This window comes from Rhodococcus indonesiensis, from assembly GCF_047782815.1.
GTDB classification, from domain to species: Bacteria; Actinomycetota; Actinomycetes; order Mycobacteriales; family Mycobacteriaceae; genus Rhodococcus; species Rhodococcus indonesiensis.
Window position 1 is genome coordinate 1 of record NZ_CP180630.1, and the last position, 24,222, is coordinate 24,222.

General features: G+C 69.1%; 19 protein-coding genes and 2 tRNA genes. 19 read left to right on the forward strand and 2 right to left on the reverse strand.

The window, feature by feature from the left end:
- The 18 genes from dnaA (at position 1) to ACM26Y_RS00090 (ending at position 22,348) form a co-directional block, all read left to right on the forward strand.
- Positions 1-1,647 (forward strand): chromosomal replication initiator protein DnaA, encoded by a 1,647-nt coding sequence (dnaA, locus tag ACM26Y_RS00005; protein WP_003936646.1) that lies wholly within the window; start codon positions 1-3, stop codon positions 1,645-1,647.
- Positions 1,648-2,184: 537 nt separating this feature from the next.
- Positions 2,185-3,369, forward strand: coding sequence for a DNA polymerase III subunit beta (dnaN, locus tag ACM26Y_RS00010; protein ID WP_003936645.1), 1,185 nt, complete (start codon positions 2,185-2,187; stop codon positions 3,367-3,369).
- A gap of 24 nt (positions 3,370-3,393) precedes the next feature.
- On the forward strand, positions 3,394-4,647 hold the full coding sequence (gene recF, locus ACM26Y_RS00015; RefSeq protein ID WP_416062312.1) for a DNA replication/repair protein RecF: 1,254 nt from the start codon (positions 3,394-3,396) through the stop codon (positions 4,645-4,647).
- Positions 4,644-5,192, forward strand: coding sequence for a DUF721 family protein (locus tag ACM26Y_RS00020; RefSeq protein ID WP_054370842.1), 549 nt, complete (start codon positions 4,644-4,646; stop codon positions 5,190-5,192). Before recF ends, ACM26Y_RS00020 begins: the two co-directional genes overlap by 4 nt.
- A gap of 88 nt (positions 5,193-5,280) precedes the next feature.
- Positions 5,281-6,171, forward strand: coding sequence for a metal-dependent hydrolase (locus ACM26Y_RS00025; protein ID WP_054370845.1), 891 nt, complete (start codon positions 5,281-5,283; stop codon positions 6,169-6,171).
- Positions 6,168-7,256, forward strand: a complete 1,089-nt coding sequence (locus ACM26Y_RS00030) for a PDR/VanB family oxidoreductase (protein WP_416062313.1) — start codon at positions 6,168-6,170, stop codon at positions 7,254-7,256. Before ACM26Y_RS00025 ends, ACM26Y_RS00030 begins: the two co-directional genes overlap by 4 nt.
- Before the next feature lie 9 nt (positions 7,257-7,265).
- Positions 7,266-8,168: an alpha/beta fold hydrolase gene (locus ACM26Y_RS00035; protein WP_416062314.1), complete on the forward strand. Its 903-nt coding sequence runs from the start codon at positions 7,266-7,268 to the stop codon at positions 8,166-8,168.
- Positions 8,169-8,346: 178 nt separating this feature from the next.
- On the forward strand, positions 8,347-10,380 hold the full coding sequence (gene gyrB, locus ACM26Y_RS00040; protein WP_054370848.1) for a DNA topoisomerase (ATP-hydrolyzing) subunit B: 2,034 nt from the start codon (positions 8,347-8,349) through the stop codon (positions 10,378-10,380).
- Positions 10,381-10,719: 339 nt separating this feature from the next.
- A complete protein-coding gene (locus ACM26Y_RS00045) occupies positions 10,720-13,740 on the forward strand; it encodes an ATP-binding protein (protein ID WP_416062315.1) in 3,021 nt (1,006 codons plus the stop codon).
- On the forward strand, positions 13,737-14,153 hold the full coding sequence (locus ACM26Y_RS00050; protein ID WP_003936637.1) for a roadblock/LC7 domain-containing protein: 417 nt from the start codon (positions 13,737-13,739) through the stop codon (positions 14,151-14,153). Before ACM26Y_RS00045 ends, ACM26Y_RS00050 begins: the two co-directional genes overlap by 4 nt.
- A 13-nt stretch (positions 14,154-14,166) precedes the next feature.
- Positions 14,167-14,541: a DUF742 domain-containing protein gene (locus tag ACM26Y_RS00055; protein ID WP_003936636.1), complete on the forward strand. Its 375-nt coding sequence runs from the start codon at positions 14,167-14,169 to the stop codon at positions 14,539-14,541.
- 13 nt (positions 14,542-14,554) lie between these two features.
- Complete coding sequence (locus tag ACM26Y_RS00060) at positions 14,555-15,109, forward strand: GTP-binding protein (RefSeq protein ID WP_003936635.1); 555 nt, start codon at positions 14,555-14,557, stop codon at positions 15,107-15,109.
- Complete coding sequence (locus ACM26Y_RS00065) at positions 15,109-15,945, forward strand: MHYT domain-containing protein (protein WP_040782328.1); 837 nt, start codon at positions 15,109-15,111, stop codon at positions 15,943-15,945. The genes ACM26Y_RS00060 and ACM26Y_RS00065 overlap by 1 nt, the downstream gene beginning before the upstream one ends.
- A 40-nt stretch (positions 15,946-15,985) precedes the next feature.
- Positions 15,986-16,918: an MHYT domain-containing protein gene (locus tag ACM26Y_RS00070; RefSeq protein ID WP_371384436.1), complete on the forward strand. Its 933-nt coding sequence runs from the start codon at positions 15,986-15,988 to the stop codon at positions 16,916-16,918.
- Between the two features lie 150 nt (positions 16,919-17,068).
- Complete coding sequence (gene gyrA / locus ACM26Y_RS00075; RefSeq protein ID WP_416062316.1) at positions 17,069-20,854, forward strand: intein-containing DNA gyrase subunit A; 3,786 nt, start codon at positions 17,069-17,071, stop codon at positions 20,852-20,854.
- Positions 20,855-21,988: a DUF3566 domain-containing protein gene (locus ACM26Y_RS00080; protein ID WP_416062317.1), complete on the forward strand. Its 1,134-nt coding sequence runs from the start codon at positions 20,855-20,857 to the stop codon at positions 21,986-21,988. It begins immediately after the preceding gene.
- Between the two features lie 75 nt (positions 21,989-22,063).
- Positions 22,064-22,137 (forward strand) — tRNA-Ile (locus ACM26Y_RS00085).
- 138 nt (positions 22,138-22,275) lie between these two features.
- Positions 22,276-22,348: transfer RNA gene (locus ACM26Y_RS00090), tRNA-Ala, on the forward strand.
- A gap of 58 nt (positions 22,349-22,406) precedes the next feature.
- Here ACM26Y_RS00090 and ACM26Y_RS00095 read toward each other — a convergent pair.
- Both ACM26Y_RS00095 and ACM26Y_RS00100 read right to left on the reverse strand, forming a co-directional pair.
- Positions 22,407-22,859, reverse strand: a complete 453-nt coding sequence (locus tag ACM26Y_RS00095) for a MarR family winged helix-turn-helix transcriptional regulator (protein ID WP_416062318.1) — start codon at positions 22,857-22,859, stop codon at positions 22,407-22,409.
- On the reverse strand, positions 22,856-23,467 hold the full coding sequence (locus ACM26Y_RS00100) for a type 1 glutamine amidotransferase family protein (protein ID WP_003936629.1): 612 nt from the start codon (positions 23,465-23,467) through the stop codon (positions 22,856-22,858). Before ACM26Y_RS00100 ends, ACM26Y_RS00095 begins: the two co-directional genes overlap by 4 nt.
- A gap of 178 nt (positions 23,468-23,645) precedes the next feature.
- On the opposite strand from ACM26Y_RS00100, the gene ACM26Y_RS00105 reads away from it, so the two are divergent.
- Positions 23,646-24,146 (forward strand): hypothetical protein, encoded by a 501-nt coding sequence (locus tag ACM26Y_RS00105; RefSeq protein WP_416062319.1) that lies wholly within the window; start codon positions 23,646-23,648, stop codon positions 24,144-24,146.
- Positions 24,147-24,222 lie beyond the last annotated feature (76 nt).

Consider the following 24,222-nt stretch of genomic DNA (forward strand, 5'->3'; position numbering starts at 1 on the left):
GTGACCGACGAGCCGAACGCGCTGGCCGACGTGTGGCCGGACGTCGTCGCGGAGCTGACCGCCGACGGCGAGGGCCTCAGCAAGGGCCAGAAGGCGTGGCTCGCCCTGGTCAAGCCGATCACACTGGCACAGGGATTCGCACTGTTGTCGGTTCCGTCCTCGTTTGCGCAGGAAGCCATCGAGCGGGATCTGCGCGAGCCGATCCTTCGTGCACTCCACCGCACCCTCGGGCATCGTGTGGAAGGACTAGGCGTCCGTATCGAGCCGTCCGCGACCGTCGACGATCCCGCCGAGGACCCGTACGCCGTGCCGCGGGACACGCTGCCTCTCGAGGGTCTGCCGCCGGACCCCCGTTCGCCCGAGCCGCACTCGTTCGACACGCGGCCCATCGTCGCCGGCCCGCCCGAGTCCCGCCCGCGCGAGTCCGAGCGCCACGACATGGCGCACCCGTTCCGGCGCCGCCGCCCGTCCTCCCTCGACCACGGCATGCTCGAGGTCGACACGGGGGAACTCGAGGAGGTCGACGACGACCGGGAGGCGATGACCGCGGTCCGCGAGTCGTGGCCGTCCTACTTCACGCAGCCGCCGCCCCCGGCCACCGCGTCCCCGACCGGCAGCAGCAGCCTCAATGCGAAGTACACGTTCGACACGTTCGTGATCGGAGCGTCCAACCGGTTCGCCCATGCGGCCGCGGTGGCGATCGCCGAGGCCCCCGCCCGCGCATACAACCCGCTGTTCATCTGGGGCGCCTCCGGATTGGGCAAGACGCACCTGCTGCACGCTGCCGGGCACTATGCACAACGACTGTTCCCGGGGATGCGGGTCAAGTACGTCTCCACCGAGGAGTTCACGAACGACTTCATCAACAGCCTGCGCGACGACCGCAAGGTGGCGTTCAAGCGCAGGTACCGCGAGACGGACATCCTCCTCGTCGACGACATCCAGTTCATCGAGGGCAAGGAAGGTATCCAGGAGGAGTTCTTCCACACCTTCAACACCCTGCACAACGCGAACAAGCAGATCGTGGTGTCGTCCGATCGTCCCCCGAAGCAGCTCGCGACGCTCGAGGAGCGCCTGCGGACCCGGTTCGAGTGGGGCCTGATCACCGACGTCCAGCCGCCCGAACTCGAGACCCGCATCGCGATCCTCAGCAAGAAGGCCCGCATGGACCGGCTGGACGTACCCCACGACGTCCTCGAGTTGATCGCCAGCAGGATCGAACGCAACATCCGGGAACTCGAGGGGGCGTTGATCCGGGTGACGGCCTTCGCGTCGCTCAACCGGCAGCCGCTGGACCTGACGCTGGCCGAGGTGGTGCTCCGGGACCTCATCCCGGACTCGACGGCTCTCGAGATCAACTCCGCCACCATCATGGCGGTGACAGCCGAGTACTTCGGTACCTCGATCGACGACCTGTGCGGGCCCGGCAAAGCGCGACCGCTGGCCCAGGCCCGGCAGATCGCGATGTATCTGTGTCGGGAGCTCACGGACCTGTCCCTGCCCAAGATCGGGCAGACCTTCGGCCGGGACCACACGACGGTCATGTACGCGGACAAGAAGATTCGCAAGGAGATGACCGAGCGGCGAAAGGTCTACGACCAGGTCCAGGAGCTGACCGCGCGCATCAAGCAACGCTCCAAGCGCTGAGCCCCGCCGAACTGGCGCACAGGGCCCGGACGATCGTGTCCGGGCCCTTCTTCGTGTCCGGAACCCGGCCGGCGGCCGGCGGCGGGCGTGATTCTCGAGACGAATCGACGGTGACTCACACCTGTGGACAACGGTGTGTACAACGTGGGATCTTTGTGGACGGACGGTGTACCGATGTTGAACACTCTCGAGCTGTCCACATCCGTCCTCGAGAATTCCTCGAGTTCATCCTCGAGAGTCCGAGTCTCGAGAAGCCCGCCCCACCAGCGTAGACGGTCGTCGGTCCACAGATTCCACAACCCCTATTACTACTTCTGTGTTTTCTCTCTGAGACTTCTCTTTCAAAACAGGGTTGTGGAGGACTCGAGTGCACAGGGTCTCGAGAGCCATGTCCCCCTCGAGGCTCCGGCTTTCCAACTGATCGACGAGCGCATACCGTGGAGCGACGTCCCCGCTGCCGACGTCGGTGTCGGGGCCTTGTGCCAGACTTCGTTGAATCGATCGACAGCCAGGAACAGCGAAAGGATCCGCGGGGCGATGGAGCTTGGAAGCATGAAGTTTCGTGTCGCTCGCGAGGACTTCGCCGACTCCGTCGCGTGGGTTGCGCGCAGTCTTCCGTCGCGACCGCCGGTGCCGGTGCTCGGTGGCGTCCTCCTCGGCGCGGACGACCAGGGACTGACAGTCTCCGGGTTCGACTACGAGGTCTCCGCGCAGGTCCACGTCTCCGCCGAGGTCATCACGTCCGGGCAGGTGCTCGTCTCGGGCCGCCTGCTCGCCGACATCACCCGCGCGCTGCCCAACAAGCCCGTCGACGTGGTGCTCGACGGAACGCGGGTGCTCATCAACTGCGGCAGCGCGAAGTTCTCCCTGCCGACGATGCCGGTCGAGGACTACCCGCAGCTGCCCGAGTTACCGCAGCAGACCGGTTCGCTGCCCGTCGAGATGTTCGCCGAGGCGATCAGCCAGGTCGCCGTCGCGGCGGGCAAGGACGACACACTGCCGATGCTGACCGGCATCCGGGTCGAGATCGACGGCACCCACATGGTCCTCGCGGCCACCGACCGGTTCCGTCTCGCGGTCCGCAAGATCGAGTGGATGCCCACCGTCGAGTCGGCGAGCGCCGCGGTGCTCGTGCCGGCCAAGACTCTCTCCGAGTCTGCGAAAACCGTTGGCGGATCCTCCAATTCGCCTGTCCAGCTCGCACTGGGCGCCGGCTCGTCGGTCGGCGCGGAGGGCCTGCTCGGTATCGTCGCGGACGGCCGTCGTACCACCACCCGTCTCCTCGACGCCGAGTTCCCCAAGTTCCGTCAGTTGCTGCCCACCGAGCACACCGCGATGGCGACCGTCGAGATCGCGCCGCTCGTGGACGCGATCAAGCGCGTCGCGCTCGTCGCCGAGCGTGGGGCGCAGGTGCGTCTCGAGTTCACCGAGGGCGGCCTGCTGTTGTCGGCCGGGGGTGACGACGCCGGCCGGGCGGAGGAGTCGCTCGCGGCGGAGTTCCAGGGCGAGCCGCTGATCATCGCGTTCAACCCCGGGTACCTGCTCGACGGCCTCGGTTCGCTGCACAGCGAGAAGGTGTCGTTCGGCTTCACTACGCCGAGCCGTCCCGCCGTACTGCGACCGGCGCTCGAGGAGGCGCCCGAGCCCGACGCCTCCGGCACGTTCGCCGCCCCGGACAGCGACTACACCTACCTGCTGATGCCGGTGCGCCTGCCGGGCTGACCCGGGGGAGGAAACGGTGGGCCCGTGTACGTTCGCACCTTTTCGCTACGCGATTTCCGTTCCTGGGAAGCCGTTTCGCTGAATCTCGCACCCGGACCGACGGTGTTCCTCGGCCGCAACGGACACGGCAAGACCAACCTGCTCGAGGCGCTGGGCTATCTGTCGACCCTGACCTCGCACCGGGTCTCCGGTGATGCGCCGCTGCTGCGGACCGGGACGTCGCGCGCCCTGGTGGGCGCCGTCGTCGTCAACGGTGGCCGGGAACTGGGCATCGACGTCGAGATCAACGAGGGCCGGCCCAACCGCGGCCGGATCAACCAGTCACCGACCCGGCGCCCACGGGAGATTCTCGGCATTCTGCGGACCGTGTTGTTCGCGCCGGAGGATCTGTCCCTGGTGCGGGGTGATCCGGGGGACCGGCGCCGGTTCCTCGACGAACTGCTCGCCACCCGCATCCCCCGGATGAGCGGCGTGCGTGCCGACTACGACAAGGTGTTGCGCCAGCGTTCCGCGCTGCTCAAGACGGCCGGAGGTGCGTTGCGCCGCGGCAGCCGGTCCGGCGACGGAGCGAACGCACTCGCGACGCTCGACGTGTGGGACGGTCATCTCGCGGCGCACGGTTCCGAGCTGCTCGCCGCACGCGTCGCCCTGCTGCACGAACTCGCCCCCCATGTTGCCGAGGCATACCGGTCGATCGCCCCCGAGTCGCGGCCGGCGCTGCTGCGTTACCGCAGCACGGTGGGCGAGGCGTTGCCGCCGGAGTTCGCCGACCCGGACCGCGCGCCGCTGTCCGACGACCGGGAGGTGATCGAGGCCGCGTTCCTGACCCGGCTGGCGCAGGCGCGGCCGAAGGAGATCGAGCGGGGCGTGTGCCTGGTGGGTCCCCATCGCGACGAGCTCGACCTGATTCTGGGGGACCAGCCGGCCAAGGGTTTCGCCAGCCATGGGGAGTCCTGGTCGTTCGCGCTGGCGCTGCGCCTGGGCGCGTTCTCGCTCCTGCGGGCGGACGGCACCGACCCGGTCCTCATGCTCGACGACGTGTTCGCCGAGCTGGATCGCCGGCGCCGCACGGCGCTCGCCGCCGTCGCGGCCTCGGCCGAGCAGGTCCTCATCACCGCCGCGGTCCCGGAGGACGTGCCGGCCGAGCTGGCCGCGGTCCGATTCGGGGTGCGGGCCGAGGACACCGACCGGGGACGGCTCTCGGCGCTGACCGCGCTCGACGGCGACGATCCCGCACAGCCGGATCTGGACGGAACCGTGGACGGAGCACTGCGATGAGCATCGAGAACCCGGACGAACAGCCGTCTCAGCCGCCGTTGCGCGGGATCGACCTGGCTCGTCGCGCACTGGAGGAGGCCCGGGCGGCAGCGCAGGCGAGCGGCAAGTCGGTGGGGCAGGGACGCGCCTCGCGCGGGGCGCTGCGACCACGGCGTCGCCGCCGCGGATGGTCCGGTCCGGGCCCCGATGATCGGGATCCGCAGCCGCTCGGCGCATTGACGAACGCGATAGCCAAGCAGCGGGGATGGGTAGGCCGCGTGTCGGAGGGCACCGTGCTCGGGAGTTGGGCACGCGTGGTCGGCGACGACATCGCCTCGCACGCGACGCCGACGACGCTGCGCGACAAGGTGCTGCACGTCTCGGCCGAGTCGACCGCGTGGGCGACCCAGCTGCGCATGATGCAGGCGCAGATCCTCGCGAAGATCGCTGCCGCGGTCGGGCACGGGGTGGTCGAGGAACTGCGGATCACGGGGCCGACGGCGCCGAGCTGGCGCAAGGGGGAGCGGCACGTCCGCGGCCGCGGCCCGCGGGACACGTACGGCTGAACCCAGCCTGGATTTATCTGTAACCCGATGTTACGTTCAAACGCGTCGATTGTGCGCTGTTCCACACTCCGCATCGGGAGGTTCGTCCATGTCCACATCGCTCACCGAACCGGACCGGGTGCTGCTCCAGGCCCGCGACGTCGAGTTCGACTGGAGCGCCCTGCCCCTGCACTGGGTGCCCGGTGATCCGTTCAGCACCCACGTGCTCAACGTCCTGCATCTGTTGCTGCCGGCGGGGGAGGAGTGGTTCGTCGAGACGTTCAAGGAGGCGTTGCCGCTCATCCGCGACGAACAACTGCGCGAGGACGTCGTGGGATTCATCGGTCAGGAATCGGTGCACGCCGACGCGCACCGGAGGGTACTCGAGCAACTCGAGGCGAAGGGTCTCGATCCCACCCCCTTCACGGACCAGATGCGGTGGCTGTTCGGCCGGCTGCTCGGCCGACGACCGCTCACGGGACTGCGGGCGGAGAACTATCTCGTCGAACGGCTCGCCATCATTGCCGCCGTCGAGCACGTCACCGCATTCCTGGGGGACTGGGTTCTCAACGCGAAGGGTCTCGACGCGGCGGGCACCGATCCGACCATGCTCGACCTGCTGCGCTGGCACGGTGCCGAGGAGGTCGAGCATCGCAGCGTCGCCTACGACGTGATGCGCTACTTCGACCCCGGGGAGGCGCGCCGGATCCGCACGCAGCTCATCGTCGCCCCGGTCCTGTTGTGGCTGTGGATCCGCGGTGCCCGCTTCCTGATGGCTCACGACCCCGTGCTGGCGGCTGCGCCCGGACATGCTCGCGCACCTCATCTTTCGGACTGGTCGGCGGCCAGTCGACGCGGTACGATGCCGGGGCCCGTGGACCTCGGCCGGCGCATGTCGCGATACTTCCGCCGCTCGTACCATCCCAGCCAGGAGGGTTCGACCGCCCAGGCGGTCCGCTACCTGGCGTCCTCGCCCGCGGCCCGGGCGGCAGCCCGATGACCGGCCTGCTGCCGCGGCACGGTCGCCCGTCGGACCTGCGGGGCCGGAACCGCCCCGACCGGGCGATGGGCGTGCTCGGATCCGTCGTGGACAGATACCTGAGCCTCGTCACCACGCTCGACTACGCCGGTGCCGCCGGCGCCGCGGACATCGATCGGCAGGTGGATCTTCTTGTGGCGGAGAAGATTCCCGTCACGGCCGACGGCGATGTGGTGCGGTTGACGCTGCGCGCCCCGGACGGTGCCGAGTTGCCGGCGTGGCACCCGGGCGCCCATCTCGACTTCCATCTGCCGTCCGGGCGGCGGCGACAGTACTCGCTGTGCGGGGATCACGAGGACCGCAGCCGTTACACCGTCGCGGTGCGCCGGATCCCCGGCGGTGGGGGAGGGTCGCTCGAGATGCATGCTCTCGAACCGGGTGACCTCGTGGCCGTGCGCGGTCCGCGCAACGGGTTCCCCTTCGTCGCCGAGGGGACGGCCCTGTTCGTCGCCGGCGGGATCGGCATCACCCCCGTCCTGGCGATGACCCGCGCCGCACACCGCGCCGGGATGGACTGGCGGCTCGTCTACACGGGCCGTACCCGGTCCGCGATGCCGTTCCTCGACGAAATCGGAACATGGGATTCGTCAAGGGTTTTCGTGCGACCGGACGACGAGTTCGGCACGCCGACGGGGTCCGATCTGCTCGCCGGCGCACCCGCCGGCGGAGCCGTCTACTGTTGCGGGCCCACCCCGATGCTGGACGCCGTGCGGGCCGGCATCGACGCCACACCGGCGTCGGCCCTGCACTTCGAACGGTTCGGTGCCCCGCCCGTCGTCGCCGGCCGGGCGTTCGAGGTCCAACTGGCAAGCACCGGGGAGGTGCTCGCCGTCCCGGCCGACGAGTCGGCGCTCGAGATCATCCGCCGGCGCCTGCCCGGCATCGGCTACTCCTGCCGCCAGGGTTTCTGCGGAACCTGCCGGGTGCGAGTCCTGTCCGGCACCCCCGACCACCGCGAGAACCGGCTCACCCCCGAGGAACGTCGCGAGGAGATGCTCGTCTGCGTCTCCCGCGCCGACGGTGGCCGGCTCGTACTCGATCTCTGAGGAGAACGCATGACCACTCGCACCGTCACGAACGGACCCGTCCGGCTCCACGTCGTCGAGGAGGGCAACCCGGCGGGGCCGGCACTGCTGCTGGTCCACGGCTGGCCCGACACCCACGCCCTGTGGGACCGCGTGGTACCCGAGTTGGCCCGCGACTTCCGGATCGTCCGGTTCGACAACCGCGGTGCCGGTGCCTCGACCGTGCCGCGCGACGTCGCGGACTACCGGCTCGAGCTGCTCGCCGGGGACCTGTTCGCGGTGATCGACGCGGTGAGCCCGGACGTGCCCGTCCACCTGCTCGGACACGACTGGGGGGCGGTGCTGTGCTGGGAGGCCGTATGCGAACCCGGGGCGGCCGAGCGGATCGCGTCCTACACCTCGGTGTCCGGGCCGAACCTCGACCATCTCGCCTCGTGGATGCGCCGTCGGCTGCGGGATCGGCGCCCGCTCGGTCCGCTCGAGCAGGCTGTGGCGTCGGCCTACACGGTGCTGTTCCAGACCCCCGGCCTGCCCGTGCCGGCGCTCCGGTGGTGGTTCTCGCGGCACTGGCCCGCATTCGTCGGATTCTTCGATCGCTCCGATCCGGCGCTGATCGGACCGGTCGCGCCCACGCTGGCCGACGACATGGTGCACGGACTGAAGCTGTACCGGGCGAACCTGCGCCGGCGTCTGCGTGCACCGCGCGAGCGGCACACCGACGTGCCCGTGCAACTGATCCAGGGGCTGCGGGACCGGGCGGTGCGGCCGGTCGGGTACGAGGACACCGAGAAGTGGGTGACCGATCTGCGCCGGGAACCACTCGACGCCGGACACTGGTCGCCCCGCTCGCACGCCGGGGAGCTCGCGGCCGCGGCCGCGCGCTTCGTGCGCGACGTCGAAGCGCGGCACACTGCCCGAACCCCTGCGCTCTAGACCCCCGCGCTCTAGCGATTCACCTTCCCGCCCTCGCGACGCCGCGCCTGCGGGCCGGTGAGCGGCGTCGACGGCCCGTTCTGTGTCGGACGGGGCAAGTACGGTCCCGGGCAGTAGGATGAATCCGAATGCGCGCGTGTGCGCGAGGCCCAGGCGGAAGAAGGAGAGCTACCAACCCGTGGCTGCCCAGAAGTCGAACAAGAGCAACAGTGACTACGGTGCTTCCTCCATCACCGTCCTCGAGGGGCTCGAGGCGGTGCGCAAGCGCCCCGGCATGTACATCGGTTCCACCGGTGAGCGCGGTCTGCACCACCTGATCTGGGAGGTCGTCGACAACTCGGTCGACGAGGCGATGGCCGGCCACGCCACCAAGGTCGAGGTGACCCTCCTCGAGGACGGCGGCGTGCAGGTCGTCGACGACGGCCGCGGCATCCCCGTCGGGATGCACGCCTCCGGTGTCCCGACCGTCGAGGTCGTGCTGACCCAGCTGCACGCGGGCGGCAAGTTCGATTCCGATGCCTACGCGGTCTCGGGTGGTCTGCACGGCGTCGGCATCTCGGTGGTCAATGCGCTGTCCACCCAGCTCCAGGTGGAGATCGACCGCGACGGCTACCACTGGGAGCAGACCTACCAGTCCTCCAAGCCCGGGAAGCTGGTCAAGGGCGAGCCCACGAGGGCCACCGGCACCACCGTCCGGTTCTGGGCGGACCCGGACATCTTCGAAACCACGACCTACAACTTCGAGACGGTCGCGCGGCGACTGCAGGAGATGGCCTTCCTCAACAAGGGCCTGACGATCACGCTGACCGACGAGCGGGTCGCACCGGAGGAGGTCACGGACGAGGTCGTCAGTGAGCTCGCCGAGGCGCCGAAGAAGGCCGAGGAGCAGGAACAGGCCGAGATCGAGCAGCAGCACAAGGTCAAGGTCCGCGTCTATCACTACCCGGGCGGCCTCGAGGACTATGTGCGGCACATCAACCGCACCAAGCAGCCGATCCACAACTCGGTCGTCGGCTTCACCGCGAAGGGCACCGGCCACGAACTCGAGGTCGCGATGCAGTGGAACTCGGGCTACTCCGAGTCCGTCCACACCTTCGCCAACACGATCAACACCCACGAGGGCGGTACCCACGAGGAGGGCTTCCGCGCGGCGCTGACCTCGGTGGTCAACAAGTACGCGAAGGACAAGAAGCTCCTCAAGGACAAGGATCCGAACCTCACCGGCGACGACATCCGTGAGGGACTGGCCGCGATCATCTCGGTCAAGGTCGGCGAACCGCAGTTCGAAGGCCAGACCAAGACCAAGCTCGGCAACACCGAGGTCAAGTCGTTCGTGCAGAAGGCCTGCAACGAGCACCTGTCGCACTGGCTCGAAGCCAACCCGGCCGACGCGAAGACCATTGTGACGAAGGCGGTCTCGTCCGCGCAGGCGCGCGTCGCCGCTCGTAAGGCGCGGGAACTGGTCCGCCGCAAGTCCGCCACCGACCTCGGGGGCCTGCCCGGCAAGCTGGCGGACTGCCGCTCCAACGATCCGAGCAAGTCCGAGATCTACATCGTCGAGGGTGACTCGGCCGGCGGCTCCGCCAAGTCGGGCCGGGACTCGATGTATCAGGCGATCCTGCCGCTGCGCGGCAAGATCATCAATGTCGAGAAGGCGCGCATCGACAGGGTCCTCAAGAACAACGAGGTCCAGGCGATCATCACCGCCTTCGGCACCGGTATCCACGACGAGTTCGACATCTCGAAGCTGCGCTATCACAAGATCGTGTTGATGGCCGACGCCGACGTGGACGGCCAGCACATCGCGACTCTGCTGCTGACGCTGCTGTTCCGCTTCATGCGCCCGCTGGTCGAGCACGGGCACGTCTACCTGGCGCAGCCCCCGCTGTACAAGCTCAAGTGGCAGCGTTCCGAGCCGGAGTTCGCGTACTCCGACCGCGAGCGCGACGGTCTGCTCGAGCGTGGGCTCGCGTCCGGCAAGAAGATAAACAAGGACGACGGCATCCAGCGGTACAAGGGCCTCGGCGAGATGAATGCCAAGGAACTGTGGGAGACCACCATGGACCCCAGCGTGCGCGTGCTGCGTCAGGTCACGCTCGACGACGCGGCCGCCGCCGACGAACTGTTCAGCGTGCTGATGGGTGAGGACGTGGAGGCGCGTCGCAGCTTCATCACCCGTAACGCGAAGGACGTCCGCTTCCTGGACGTCTGACTCGGTCTTGCGGACGCCGGAAGGGCGGTGCGAGTGGCGGTGTGACGAGGTTCACACTGTCGCTTTCGCCGCCCTTCGGCGCGTCGGCGGCGCGGGGTGGCCCCGCGAATGTTACTGGTCGGTATCGTTTTCGGCTCGGTGACCGGTTCGATACACGACTGCCGCCGGTCGGGGGAGTGATCGTGCTCCTTTCGTGATCCGCGCTCGGGCGGATATGGTGCGTGCACTCAGGAACGTCTCTTCCGACCACTCCACCCGCAGACGCACCTCCTCGACGCCGAGCGGTGTGGCGCGGGTGTGGGTCGGCGGCGGAAACCGGGTGGAAAGTGAGCTGGAAAGATGAGTGACGAATCGCCACCTCGGCAGCGGTGGTGGAACATCGAAGGGTGGGGCCTTCGCTGGAAGGTGACCGCCGTTCTCGCAGTTCCCGTGACCGTGGCCATGGTGCTGGGCGGCCTGCGCGTGCAGCAGGAGCTCTCCAACGCCGTCCACTTCTCGTCCGCTGCCGACCAGGTGGCCGTCGTGCCCGACCTCGTCGACTTCGGTACCGCCTTCGGTACCGCCTCCGCGACGCTGGCGGCCGGGACCGGTGTCACGAACGAGATCGAGAACCTCGACACGGCACTGGAACGCGTCCGGGCGGTGTCGCAGAATCCGGAGCTGGATCCGGTCATCGCCGCCGACCTCACCCGCACGGTGGCTGCCGCCGAGTCGTTGCGAGACCGCATCGCGGCCGGCGACATCCCGCTGCCCGAGCTCAATGAGCAGACCAACACCATCCGCAAGGACCTGATCCGCATCGTCGAAGCCATCGTCGAGCCGATCGAGGATCCGTCCGTGCTCGCCGAGGGCACCCGACTCGTCGATGCGTGGGCTTCCCAGCGCTATTTGTTCGACCAGGTGATGGGCATCGTGGCGATCCTGCGGGACCCGGACCAGCCCGGTACCGCACTGGTGTCCGCGTCCGGCTCCGAGCTCGCCATGCTCGAGACGCTCGCCCGGTCGTACCCGGCCTCCGATGCGCAGATCCAGGAGCTGCGCAGCGGCGTCGCCGAGCGCACCGCGATGATCGACGCCGCCGGCGACGGCCCGCTGCCCATCCTGAACCTGCGCTCGTCGCTGCTGGAGAGTGTCGAGGTCTACGGCACCCTCATCGACGAGGCGTCCGACGCGATCAGCAGCACCGTTCTCGCCCGCGCCTCCGACACCCGCTCCGCCGCCCTGCGTGACACCGCGATCGTGCTCGGCGCCCTGCTCGCCGCGCTGGTCCTGGCGCTTCTGGTGTCGCGGTCGCTCGTCGGCCCGATCCGGCGCCTGCGCTACGGCGCTCTCAAGGTCGCCCGGCAGGAACTCCCCGACGCGATCGACCGCATCAAGGTGGGCGACAACGTCGAGGACATCGAGTTCACCCGGGTCCCGGTGCACACCACCGAGGAGATCGGCCAGCTCGCCCGCGCCGTCGACGACATGCACGGGCAGGCCCTGCGCCTCGCCGGCGAGCAGGCCCACCTCCGCCTGCAGATCAACGACATGTTCGAAACCCTCGCCCGGCGCAGCAAGTCGCTCGTCGAGCAGCAGCTCGGCCTCATCGAACGGCTCGAGTACGAGGAAAAGGATCCGGCCCGGCTCGAGAGCCTGTTCCGGCTCGACCACCTGGCCGCGCGCATGCGCCGTAACGGTGACAACCTGCTGATTCTCTCCGGAACCCGGATGCGGCGCGGCCATTCGGCACCCGTGCAGCTCGGTGATGTCCTCCGTGCCGCGATGTCCGAGGTCGAGGACTACCAGCGGGTCCAGATCGGCTCGACGCCGGAAGGCGCCCTCAGCGGTACGGTCGCCACGGACATCGTGCATCTGCTCGCCGAGCTCGTCGACAATTCGCTGCGGGCGTCGCCGCCGGACAGCACCGTGACGTTCAGCTTCGCGCGCGCCGTCGACGGTGGCCTGCTCGTCGAGATCGCCGACCGCGGTATCGGTATCCCGGCCGAGGAACTCGACGCGATCAACGAGCGTCTCGCCCTCGGTGGCGAGGTCGGTCCCGACACCGCCCGTCACATGGGTCTGTTCGTGGTCTCGCGCCTCGCGGCCCGGCACGGCCTCACCGTGCGGCTGCGGCCGACGTTCGACACCGCGCGCAACCCGGGCATCACCGCCAGCGTCCACATCCCCGACGTGCTCCTCGTCTCGCCGCTCGCCCTGTCGCAGACCGGGCCGCAGCCGCGCACGGGCGAGGACGGACGTCCGGCCGAGACGCTCGCGCCGCGGCCGCCCCGCGATGTCACGGCCCCGGCCGCGTCGGACCATGCTTCTGCACCGGCACTGCCGCAGCGGCAGCCGGCGTCCGCACTGCCGCAGCGCGAGCCGGCATCCGCACTGCCGCAGCGGCAGCCGGCACCCGTGGTTTCGGAGTCGGCTGCGGGTCTGCCGCAGCGCCAGCCGGGTGCCACGCCGGGTCTGCCGCAGCGCCGGCCCGGATCCACTCCAGGCCTGCCGCAGCGTCAGCCGGGTGCCGCCGCGGAGCGCCAGCCCACGCCGCTGTCCGACCTGCCCCGGCGGCAACCCGGCCCGACGCCGGTCCTGCCGCCGCGTCGCACGGAGACGGTCTCGTCCGCTCCTGCTCCCGCCCCGACGGCACCGGCGCCACGGTCCCCGGGCAACGGGCTGCCGCAGCGACGGCCGGGTGCCACGCCGGGCATCTCGCCCCAGCCGACGACGGCCGCACCGAACAACGGTGCTTCGGGCAACGGTGCTTCGACCAACGGTGCCTCGGGCAACGGTCTGCCGCAGCGCCGGCCGGGGAGCACCCCCGGTCTGCCGACACCGCCGGCCGCATCGGAATCCGCGCTTCCGCAACGGAATTCCGAGCCGGCCGCCGTTCGGGACGAGGCGGCTGCGGCCGACGGACAGGCGGGCCGCGCCGCCCGGCACCGGTACCGGACGAACCCGGCCAAGACGGCGTCGTTCTTCCAGCCGCGTACCGAAGCCAACGCATTGCGTCCGGGTGCCGGCACGCCGATCTTCGCCGACATGATGTCGAGCTGGCTCGTCGATCCGACGACTCAGCCCGAGGACCGCCGTCCGGAGTGGAACTCACGGGCGGATGCCGGGTGGAGGGCCGCGCAGGAGGCCGCACAGGCTCCGGTGGAGCAACTCACCACCGCGGGTCTTCCGCGGCGTGCACCCGGTCATAGGCTGGTGCCCGGTGCGGTCGCCTCGCCGGCGACCGGATCCGTGCCGGCTGTCCGGCGGCGCGACCCGGAGACCATCCGGGCCAACCTGAGCCGTCACCAGCAAGGGGTTCGCAACGGGCGGGCCTCCGCGCACGCGTCCACCCAGACCGACGAACAGGGAGTTCGATGAACATTGACCATGGATCCGACGTGACTCGTCCTCTGGACTGGTTGGTGTCGAACTTCGCGCGCGAGGTTCCCGGCGTCTCCCACGCCGTGCTCGTGTCCGCGGACGGCCTCCTCATGGCGGCCAGCGCACACCTGCCCGTCGACCGTGCCGAGCAGCTCGCTGCCGTCACGTCCGGACTCGCCAGCCTGTCCAACGGCGTGTCCCAGCTCTTCGAGGGCGGCGGAGTGCTCCAGTCCGTCGTCGAGATGCAGCACGGCTACCTGCTGCTGATGAGCGTGGGCGACGGATCGCACCTGGCGGCCCTGACCGCCTCGGAGTGCGACATCGGGCAGGTCGGTTACGAGATGGCACTCCTGGTCGATCGTGTGGGGGCATCGGTCGAGGCCACTCCGCGCATCGGTCTGGGGTCCTGACGTCGAGGTGGCCATGGAAGAACGCAAGGCGGAGTCGCCGCCGGCCCAGCCCAGTCTGGTCCGGCCGTACTCACTGACCTCGGGGCGGACCAGCCCCGCGGTCGAGCTGGCGTTGGAGGCACTGATCCAGGTCCTCCCGGGCACGGACGACCGTGCCCGGGACCTGGACAACATCAACGCCACGATCGTGGCGTTGTGCAGGGAGTCCCCGTCGGTCGCCGAGATCGCGGCGCGGGTGGGTGTGCCGATCGGGGTGGCGCGCGTACTCGTGGCGGATCTCGTCGAAGCCGGGCACGTACGGATCCTGGCCACCCTGAAAGACGATTCGAGCGACGCGGAGCGTCGTGAGCTGATTGAAAGGGTCCTCAGTGGACTTCGCGAACTCTAACTCCCCGAAGCGGGTGACCTCGACGAAGATCGTGATCGCCGGGGGCTTCGGCGTCGGCAAGACCACGTTGGTGGGGGCGGTCTCGGAGATCGTGCCGCTGCGCACGGAAGCGTTGGTCACCAACGCCAGCGACGGCGTCGACAACCTGAGCGCGACACCGCAGAAGGCCACCACGACCGTCGCGATGGACTTCGGCCGGATCAGCCTCGCCGAGGATCTCGTGCTGTACCTGTTCGGCACGCCGGGTCAGCACCGGTTCTGGTTCATGTGGGACGACCTGATCCGAGGTGCGATCGGGGCCATCGTGCTCATCGACACCCGGCGGCTGGACGAGAGTTTCGCGGCGGTCGACTTCTTCGAGGCCCGGAACCTGCCGTTCATTGTCGCGATCAACGAGTTCGACGACGCCCCGCGCTACCCGACCGAGGACATTCGCCAGGCCCTCGCGGTCTCGGCGGACGTGCCGATCGTCTCGATCGACGCGCGCGATCGCGAGTCCGCCAAGTCGGCCCTCGTGACGGTGACCGAGTACGCGCTGCGCAAACTGCACCAGCCGGTAGCGCCCTGATGGACACACACGTGCACCTGTTCGGCATGGGCACGTGGGTGCTCGTCCTGGCGTACGTGACGGCGACGATCGGGTTGCTCGTGGGGCTGGCCAGTGCCCGCAAATCGTTGACGGCCGGATCCGAACGGTCACGGTTGTACTGGCTGATGCGGGCCGCGCTCTCGACCGGTGGCGTCGGGGTGTGGCTGGCGCACTTCCTGCCGATGGCCGGGTTCACGGTGGACGGCAGCATCATTCGATACGACCTGCCCGGGATCGTCTTCTCGATGGCGGTGGCGCTGGTGTCCGCCTTCGTCGCCATGGTGGTCGTGCAGCCGAAGCGGATGTCGCGCCGTGCCCGGCCCTCGCGTGGTGCCGCGGCGGTACGGCTGCTGGGCGGCTCGCTGGTCCTCGGTGCCGGGATCGCCGGCGTGCACTACTCGATCATGTGGGCGATGGAACTGCAGGGCACCGTCGCATACGACACGACCTACGTGGCGGTCTCCGTGGTGGCGGCCTGGCTCACCGCGGTGGTGATCCTGTGGCTGGTGACGGTCGCCGACCGCCGGTGGATGCGGATCGTCGGCAGCATCGTCGCCGGGGCGGCGGTGATCGGCGTGCACTTCCTCGCGATGGCGGCGGTACGCGTGACGGTGGATTCGTCGACGGCGGCGCCTTCGGGCGTCGAGGTGTTCGCGGTCCTCTTCCCCGTGTTCGTGCTCGGCATGCTGATCCTGACGGTTCCGATCATGGCGTTGCTCATGGCCCCCGATCGGGTGGCGGCCGCCCTCGAGGCCGAGGCCGAGGCGTGGGCGCAGGAACACCGTCCGATCGACCCGCGGAGCTCGGTCGCCTGATCCGACGGCTGCGGGACCGGGACCCTCCCGAATTACATCGATGCGATACGCTCCGATGGCTGTCGAGGGGGGCGGAGTCGCAGCCCGTATCGATTCGGTGAGGCGCGCCACCACGAGCACGGACCGCTTCGCGCGCCGTGCTCGGAAGGTCACGATGTCCCACGAAATGCACCACTTCTCCATGGGGATGTGGGTGTTCTTCCTCGCCTGTGCCACCTCCGTCGTCGGATCGTTCGTCGGTCTCTCCTGTGCCCGTCAGTCGCTGACCGCGCCCACTGCCCGCGGCCATCGCCGCTGGATGGCCATGGCGGCACTGTCGGTGGGCGGTGTGGCCGTCTGGCTCATGCACTTCATCGGGATGATGGGCTTCGACATCCCCGGTACCGCAATTCGGTACGCGCTGGGACCGACCGCCTTCTCCGTCGCGCTGTCGGTGGCCGCTACCTGGTTCGGGCTCTGGCTCGTCAGCTCCCGTGCCTCGTGGGTGAATCGCGTGCCGTCCCTCGCCCGCCTGCTCGTCGGCGGCCTCGGGATGGGTCTCGCGGTCAGCCTCATGCACTACAGCGGCATGTGGGCCATCCGGATCCAGGGCTCGCTCGAGCACGACCCGAGCTTCGTCGTCGCCTCGGTGGCCATCGGTGTCGTCGCGGCCACGGCCGCCCTGTGGCTCGCGCAGACCGCGGACCGATGGGTGCTCCGCGTTCCTGCCGCCCTGCTCATGGGCTGCGCGGTCGTCGCACTGCACTACACCGGCATGGCCGGCGTACGCGTCGAGGTCGATCCGACCGTCCCGCTGCCGTCGGGCCGGACCGTCACCGCTCTGCTGTTCCCCTCGTTCGTGCTCGGCATCGCCGTTCTCGCCGTGCCGATCGCGGCGCTGCTGCTCGCCCCCAGCCGGGGCGACATGGCACTGGAGGAGGAGTTCGCCCGCTGGGCCACCGACGACGACGCCTCCGTTCCGGGGCGGTCGTGACGGAAATTTCGGGCGCCGGGACGGACCGGCCGAGCGGAATCGCCGCATCGGTCGCTGTGCGAGCTGACCTGCACCTATAGACTCGGGTGGTTGCGAGACGCGCGCCGGACGGAAGTCCGCGGCGTTCGAGCCGAGTAGAAGAAGGAGCTCATGACCGACACCACGTTGCCGCCGGAGGGGCCGGGGCACGACCGCATCGAGCCCGTCGACATCCAGCAGGAGATGCAGAGCAGCTACATCGATTACGCGATGAGCGTGATCGTGGGCCGCGCCCTGCCCGATGTGCGGGACGGTCTCAAGCCGGTGCACCGCCGCGTCCTGTACGCAATGTACGACAACGGGTTCCGCCCGGACCGCGGCTACGTGAAGTCGGCACGTGCCGTCGCCGAGACGATGGGCAACTACCACCCGCACGGCGACGCCTCGATCTACGACACCCTCGTGCGGCTCGCGCAGCCGTGGTCGATGCGCTACCCGCTCGTCGACGGCCAGGGCAACTTCGGGTCCCGCGGTAACGACGGCGCAGCCGCGATGAGGTACTGCGTCCCAGGCGACACGCTCGTGCGAATGCCCCACGGCCAGAGCATCCGCATCTCGGAAATCCTGCCTGGCGTCGAGCCCGACAGCGACAACGAGATCGACCTGAAGGTTCTCGATCGTCACGGCAACCCGGTGATGGCCGAGATGTTGTTCCACTCGGGCACCCATCGCACGTACACCCTCAGCACGGTCGAGGGCTACGAGATGCGCGGAACCGCCAATCACCCGGTGCTCTGCCTGGTGGATGTGGCGGGTGTTCCCACCCTGCTGTGGAAGCTGCTCGACGAGATTCGCAGCGGTGACCGAGTGGTGCTGCAGCGTGTTCCCTCCGCCGAGGAGCACGGCAGGCACAACGAGTACGAGGCGGCTGCGGCCTTGCTGCTCGGTGCGTTCGTCAGCGAGGGCTTCGTCTCGGAGAACCGCGCGGGATTCAACAATCTCGACCGGGACTTCTTCGATCGCGTCGTGGATGCGTTCGATCGGGTCGTCGGTGGCCGGCGCTACGTCTACAGCCGGGTGAGCAAGTCGGGTTCGACGCTGCACGAGCTCGACGTCCAGGACCTGACGATGCTGCGACGCAGCGTTCTGGCGGACGTGATCGGTCAGCGCAGCGACCACAAGAGCGTTCCCGACTTCATCTGGGAGTCGCCGACCCCACTCAAGCGCATCTTCCTCGGTGCCCTGTTCGAGGGCGACGGATCGTGTTCGTCGCTGCCACGCAACACGGTGCAGGTGTCGTACTCCACCCGGAGCATGCAGCTGGCGAAGGACGTGCAGCAGCTGCTGTTGGAGTTCGGTGTCGTCAGCCGCCGGTATCGGCACGCGACCGGTGAGTACAAGGTCGCCGTCACCAACCGACGTGACGCCCGCCTGTTCGCCGAACGTATCGGCTTCGTCGGCTGCAAGCAGCGCAAGCTCGAGCAGGTCCTTGCCGCAGCAGAAGCGAGCAGCCCCGCGGCGGCGGCACGCTCCATGAGCACGGACTTCGTCCCTGGTCTCGCAGCGTTCCTCCGTACGCACGGCGCGACGGATCCGGCGAACGCGCACTGGCTCCGGCGGCACAACATCGATCGGATCGAACGTTGGGAGCACCGTGGCGACGAGATCGCGTCGCACATCACGGAACCCGATGCCCGAGCCATTGCTGAGGAGCTGACCGACGGCCGGTTCTACTACGCTGAGGTGGCCTTCGTCGTCGAGGGCGATGTGGAGCCGGTCTACAGCCTGCGGGTCGACACCGACGATCACGCGTTCATCACCAACGGATTCGTCAGCCACAACACCGAGTGTCGGCTCACCCCGCTCGCGATGGAGATGCTGCGCGAAATCGACCACGAGACAGTCGATTTCCAGCCGAACTACGACGGCCGCACGCTCGAGCCGGTGGTTCTCCCCAGCCGTATCCCCAACCTGTTGATCAACGGTTCGGGCGGTATCGCGGTCGGCATGGCCACCAACATCCCGCCGCACAACCTCCGTGAGGTGGCCGACGCGATCTACTGGGCGCTCGAGAACTTCGAGGCCGACGAGGAAGCCACCCTGGCGGCCGTCATGGAGCGCATCAAGGGCCCGGACTTCCCGACCGCGGGCCTGATCGTCGGCGGCCAGGGCATCAAGGACGCATACACCACCGGCCGCGGCTCGGTGCGGATGCGCGGTGTCGTGGAGATCGAGGAGGACGCCCGGGGCAAGACCTCGATCGTCATCACCGAACTGCCGTACCAGGTCAACCCGGACAATCTGATCACCTCGATCGCCGAGCAGGTCCGGGACGGCAAGATCGCCGGCATCTCCGACATCCACGACGAGTCGTCGGACCGTGCGGGCATGCGCATCGTCGTGACCGTCCGCCGGGACGCCGTCGCGAAGGTCGTCCTCAACAACCTCTACAAGCACACGCAGCTGCAGACCGGCTTCGGCTGCAACATGCTCTCGATCGTCGACGGCGTGCCGCGCACCCTGCGGCTCGACCAGATGATCCGGTTGTACGTCACCCACCAGATCGAAGTCATCGTCCGCCGGACCCGGTACCTGCTGCGCAAGGCGGAGGAGCGGGCCCACATCCTGCGCGGTCTCGTGAAGGCGCTCGACGCGCTCGACGAGGTCATCGCGCTGATCCGCGCCTCGGCGACGGTGGAGGACGCACGCACCGGCCTCATCGGACTGCTCGACGTCGACGAGATCCAGGCCGACGCGATCCTGGCGATGCAGCTGCGTCGCCTCGCGGCTCTGGAGCGGCAGAAGATCGTCGACGAACTCGCCGAGATCGAGCGCGAGATCGACAACCTCAAGGACATCCTCGCCAAGCCCGAGCGTCAGCGCGCGATCGTGCGGGACGAGCTGAAGGAGATCGTCGACAAGTACGGCGACGACCGTCGCACCCGCATCGTCGCGGCCGACGGGGACGTCTCCGACGAGGACCTCATCGCCCGCGAGGACGTCGTCGTCACCATCACCGAGACCGGGTACGCCAAGCGCACCAAGACCGACCTGTACCGGTCCCAGAAGCGCGGCGGCAAGGGCGTCAAGGGCGCGGATCTCAAGCAGGACGACATCGTCAAGCACTTCTTCGTGACGTCCACGCACGACTGGCTGCTGTTCTTCACCACCAAGGGCCGGGTGTACCGGGCGAAGGCCTACGAGCTGCCGGAAGCCAACCGCACCGCGCGCGGCCAGCACGTGGCCAACCTGCTGGCCTTCCAGCCGGACGAGCGGATCCAGGGCGTCATCCGGCTCAAGACCTACGAGGACGCCCCCTACCTGGTGCTCGCGACCCGCAACGGCCTGGTCAAGAAGTCGCGGTTGTCGGACTTCGACTCCAACCGGTCCGGCGGCATCGTCGCGATCAACCTGCGCGGCGACGACGAACTGGTCGGTGCGGTGCTGTGCTCGTCGGACGACGATCTGCTGCTGGTCTCCGCCAAGGGACAGTCGATCCGTTTCGTGGCGAGCGACGAGGTGCTGCGGCCGATGGGCCGGGCGACCTCGGGCGTCCAGGGCATGCGGTTCAACGAGGACGACGCCCTGCTCTCGCTGAACGTGGTCCGTGAGGGCACGTACCTGCTGGTCGCGACGTCCGGTGGGTATGCCAAGCGCACCCCGATCGAGGACTACATGGCGCAGGGACGCGGCGGCAAGGGCGTGCTGACCATCCAGTACGACCGCAAGCGTGGCACTCTGGTCGGAGCGCTCATCGTGGACGACGACGACGAGCTGTACGCGATCACCTCGGGCGGTGGCGTCATCCGGACCCCCGCGAAGCAGGTGCGCAAGGCCGGCCGACAGACGAAGGGTGTGCGGTTGATGAACCTGGGGGAGGGGGACACGTTGCTGGCGATCGCACGCAACGCCGACGAGCCCGAGGAGAGCGCCGCACTCGAAGCGAAGGAGTCGTAAGTGAGCACTCCCCAGGGCCCGAACGGCGCCGAGCAGCCGCCGAAGGGGCAGAACGGACGAGAGGTGCCCGGCAAGCCGGCCGGCGGTGCGACGCCGTCGGACGGTGCCGCCCGGAACCCCGGAGCGGGAGCGAACCCGGGCGTGCCGGCCGACGGCACGGCGAAGCCCCAGACGGCGGAGGGCGGGACGTCGCGTCCCGGCCAGCAACGTCCGGGCGGGCCCCCCACACCGCCGTGGCAGCGTGGGAACCAGCAGGAGACACCGCAGAACGTGCCGCAGACGAACCTGGCCCGACCCGGTCAGGCATCGCCCTCGACCGGACGTCCCGCGGTGCCCACACCGAGCGACACCCCCGGTGACAAGCCCGCTGCGCGCCCCGGGACGGATCCGGCCGGATCGGCGCAGCCGGGCGGGCAGACACCGGGCGGGCAGAAGCAGGGTGGACAGCAGCCGGGCCCGGCGAAGCAGGCGGCGGCTCGTTCCGGCGGAAACCCGGCCGGGAACCGGCCCGGCGCCGCGACGCCCCCGACGCGGCCTGTGGTCACCGGCACCGCGGCCGCCTCGATGAACGCGCCCACAGCAGGTGCGGACCGGTCGGCGGCCAAGACGAAGGCCGCCGTCATCGACGGCCCGACGCGGCACATCGAACGCAAGGACCTGGCGAAGGACCTGCCGGACCTGTCCACCGTCAAGCATCCGCTGCCGTCCGCGCCGGCCGAGGAAGCCCCGGCCGCGCAGCCGGCCGCCGCAGTCGCGACCGCGGCTCCGGTCGCAGGCGAGCCGTTGCGTGCGACGGTGCAGGTGCGTCGTATCGATCCGTGGTCGATGCTGAAGATCTCCTCGGTGATCTCCGTCTCGTTGTTCTTCGTGTGGATGGTCGCCGTGGGCCTGCTGTACGGCGTGCTCGAAGGCATGGGCGTGTGGGAACGGCTCAACAGCGCGTTCACCGACATGGTGTCCGACACCGGTGGGGGCGGCCTCATCACCGCCGGTCAGGTCTTCGGATACGCGACGGTGATCGGGCTGGTCAATACGATCCTCTTCACCGCCCTGGCCACTCTCGGGGCCTTCATCTACAACCTGTGCACCGACCTCGTCGGCGGCGTGCAGGTGACCCTCGCGGACCCGGACTGAGCTGGGAAAACGAGTCCCCACCGGGCCGATTTTGGACTTCGCGGCTCGGTGGGGTAGTGTTCCAACTCGGTTCGAGGGCCTATAGCTCAGGCGGTTAGAGCGCTTCGCTGATAACGAAGAGGTCGGAGGTTCAAGTCCTCCTAGGCCCACTCCCCGTGCCGAAAGGGCAGCGAGCATGAAGGTTCTTCTCTTTGTGGGAACCGTGGTGCTGGTGACCGTCGGACTCGCCCGGATGTTGCGGAGCGAGGACGAATGGCACGAGGTCACCGCCCGCTGAGGCGGCAGACGGGGCCTTAGCTCAGTTGGTAGAGCGCTGCCTTTGCAAGGCAGATGTCAGGAGTTCGAATCTCCTAGGCTCCACAACGATTCGACGACAGGCCCGGACAGCATCGATGTCCGGGCCTGTCGGCGTCTGCGCTCACTTCTGTTCGGCGAGTTCGTCGAGGACCGCCGAGAGCTGCCGCATCGCGGCCAGCGTGGCGGCCAGGCCTTCCGCACCCCCGGCGTCGGTCAGGCGCCGGGCGAAGGCGGCGTGCGCCGGATCGATCCCGGACACCGCGGCACGGCCCGCCGGGGTCGGCGCGACGAGCTTCGCGCGCCGATGGGCGGGGTTGGGTAGGTACTCGGCGAGGCCGCGCTCGACCAGTAGGTCGGCGATCCGCTGCACGCTCTGACGGGTGATCCCCATCGCCCGGGCGATGCCGGCGACCGGCAGGGGATCGCGCAGCACGGCACCGAGGACCTGCCACCACGCCGCCGTGAGACCCGCCGGGCGGGCCAGCGTCTCGGCGACCTCGAGGAACTGGCCGTTGAGGCGGAACGACGTCAGGGCGAGGTCGCTGAGCAGTTCCTGTTCCGGGCGCGCGCTCATCCGGCCATGAGTTCGTGGAAGCCGGCGGGGTCGCGTCGGCCGTAGAGCTTGAACCAGGATTCGAGGACGTGCGGTTCGAACACCTCCAGGCGTTCGAGGATCGCGCGGGCGAACTCGACCGGGGCCGTGGCACTCGCGGTGATCAGATTTCGATCGGTGACGGCCGGTTCGTCGCGATAGAGGTCGCCGCCGGCGTACCCCAGCCCGGCCAGGAACTCGGCGGCGTTGCTCGTGTGCGCGCGATCGTCGAGGAGTCCGGCGAGGGCGAGTCCGCCCGTGGCCCCGCAGATCGCGGCCACCGGAACACCGGCCTCGAGGAAGTCGCGCGCCCGGTCGGCGAAGGGGCTGAACTGCTCGGTGTTCCAGATGTCGTTGCCCGCCAGGATCAGCATCGCGCTGTTGTCGGGCCGCACCTCGTCCAGGGTGGTATCGGGGAGGATGCGGATTCCGCCCATGGTGGTGACAGGTTCGCGCGTGGTGCCGACGGTGGCGACAGTGTAGCGGCCGGGGTGCTTGTGCCAGAGCGGCTTGTTGATGTGGGCGATCGCATGCCCGACCTCCCAGTCGGCGAGGGTGTCGTACACGGCGACATGCACTGTCTCAGTCATGACAATATACTGTCGATTTGACAGTTTGTTGTCAATAGTCAGCTCCTGGTTTCACGTGAAACGACGCGCCGCGAATGCTGCCGCGGTCGGGTTCTTCACGATGCGTGCCGAACTGCCGGAGTGTCGCGTGTGAGAGTTGTTACTACTCTCCGTAGTAACGGGCGCGTATCCTGGCTGCATGTCTGCCGAGGAGGATGTCGTCGCGCGCGTACGCGGTGCCTTCGTCGGCGGTATGTCGGGGGCGGTGAGCGTCGCCGCCCATGCCCTCGCCGGTGGTTCCGTGCCGGGGCAGGTGCCGGCGGTACTGCTGCTCGCGGCCGCCGTGACGGTGGGCCTGCTCGCCGCGGGCACTCGCGTGCCGATCGTCGGCGTGCTCGCCGCCGGTCAGGTGATCGGCCACGGCGCCCTCTCGCTCGATGCGGGACACCTCCACGTCCCCGGCCCGGGCATGCTTGCCGCGCACGCCGGGGCGATCCTGGTCGCCGCGTTGCTCGTCCGCGGTGCCGAATACGGTTGCCGGGTCGGGCTGGCCGCCCTCGTCCGCGCGCTACCCGCCTCGTTCGCGCCGGCGCCCGTCGCCGTCCCCACGTGGACCCCGGTCGCCCACCGACCCCGGCTCCGTCGGGGCCTGCTCGTCGCCGCCGGTCTCGGCACTCGCGGCCCTCCCGTCACGGTCTGAGCCCATCCTTTTCGGTCGCCGCACCTCTGCGGTGACCGCGCGCACCCGTGCGCATTCGGACCGATATCGGAGAATC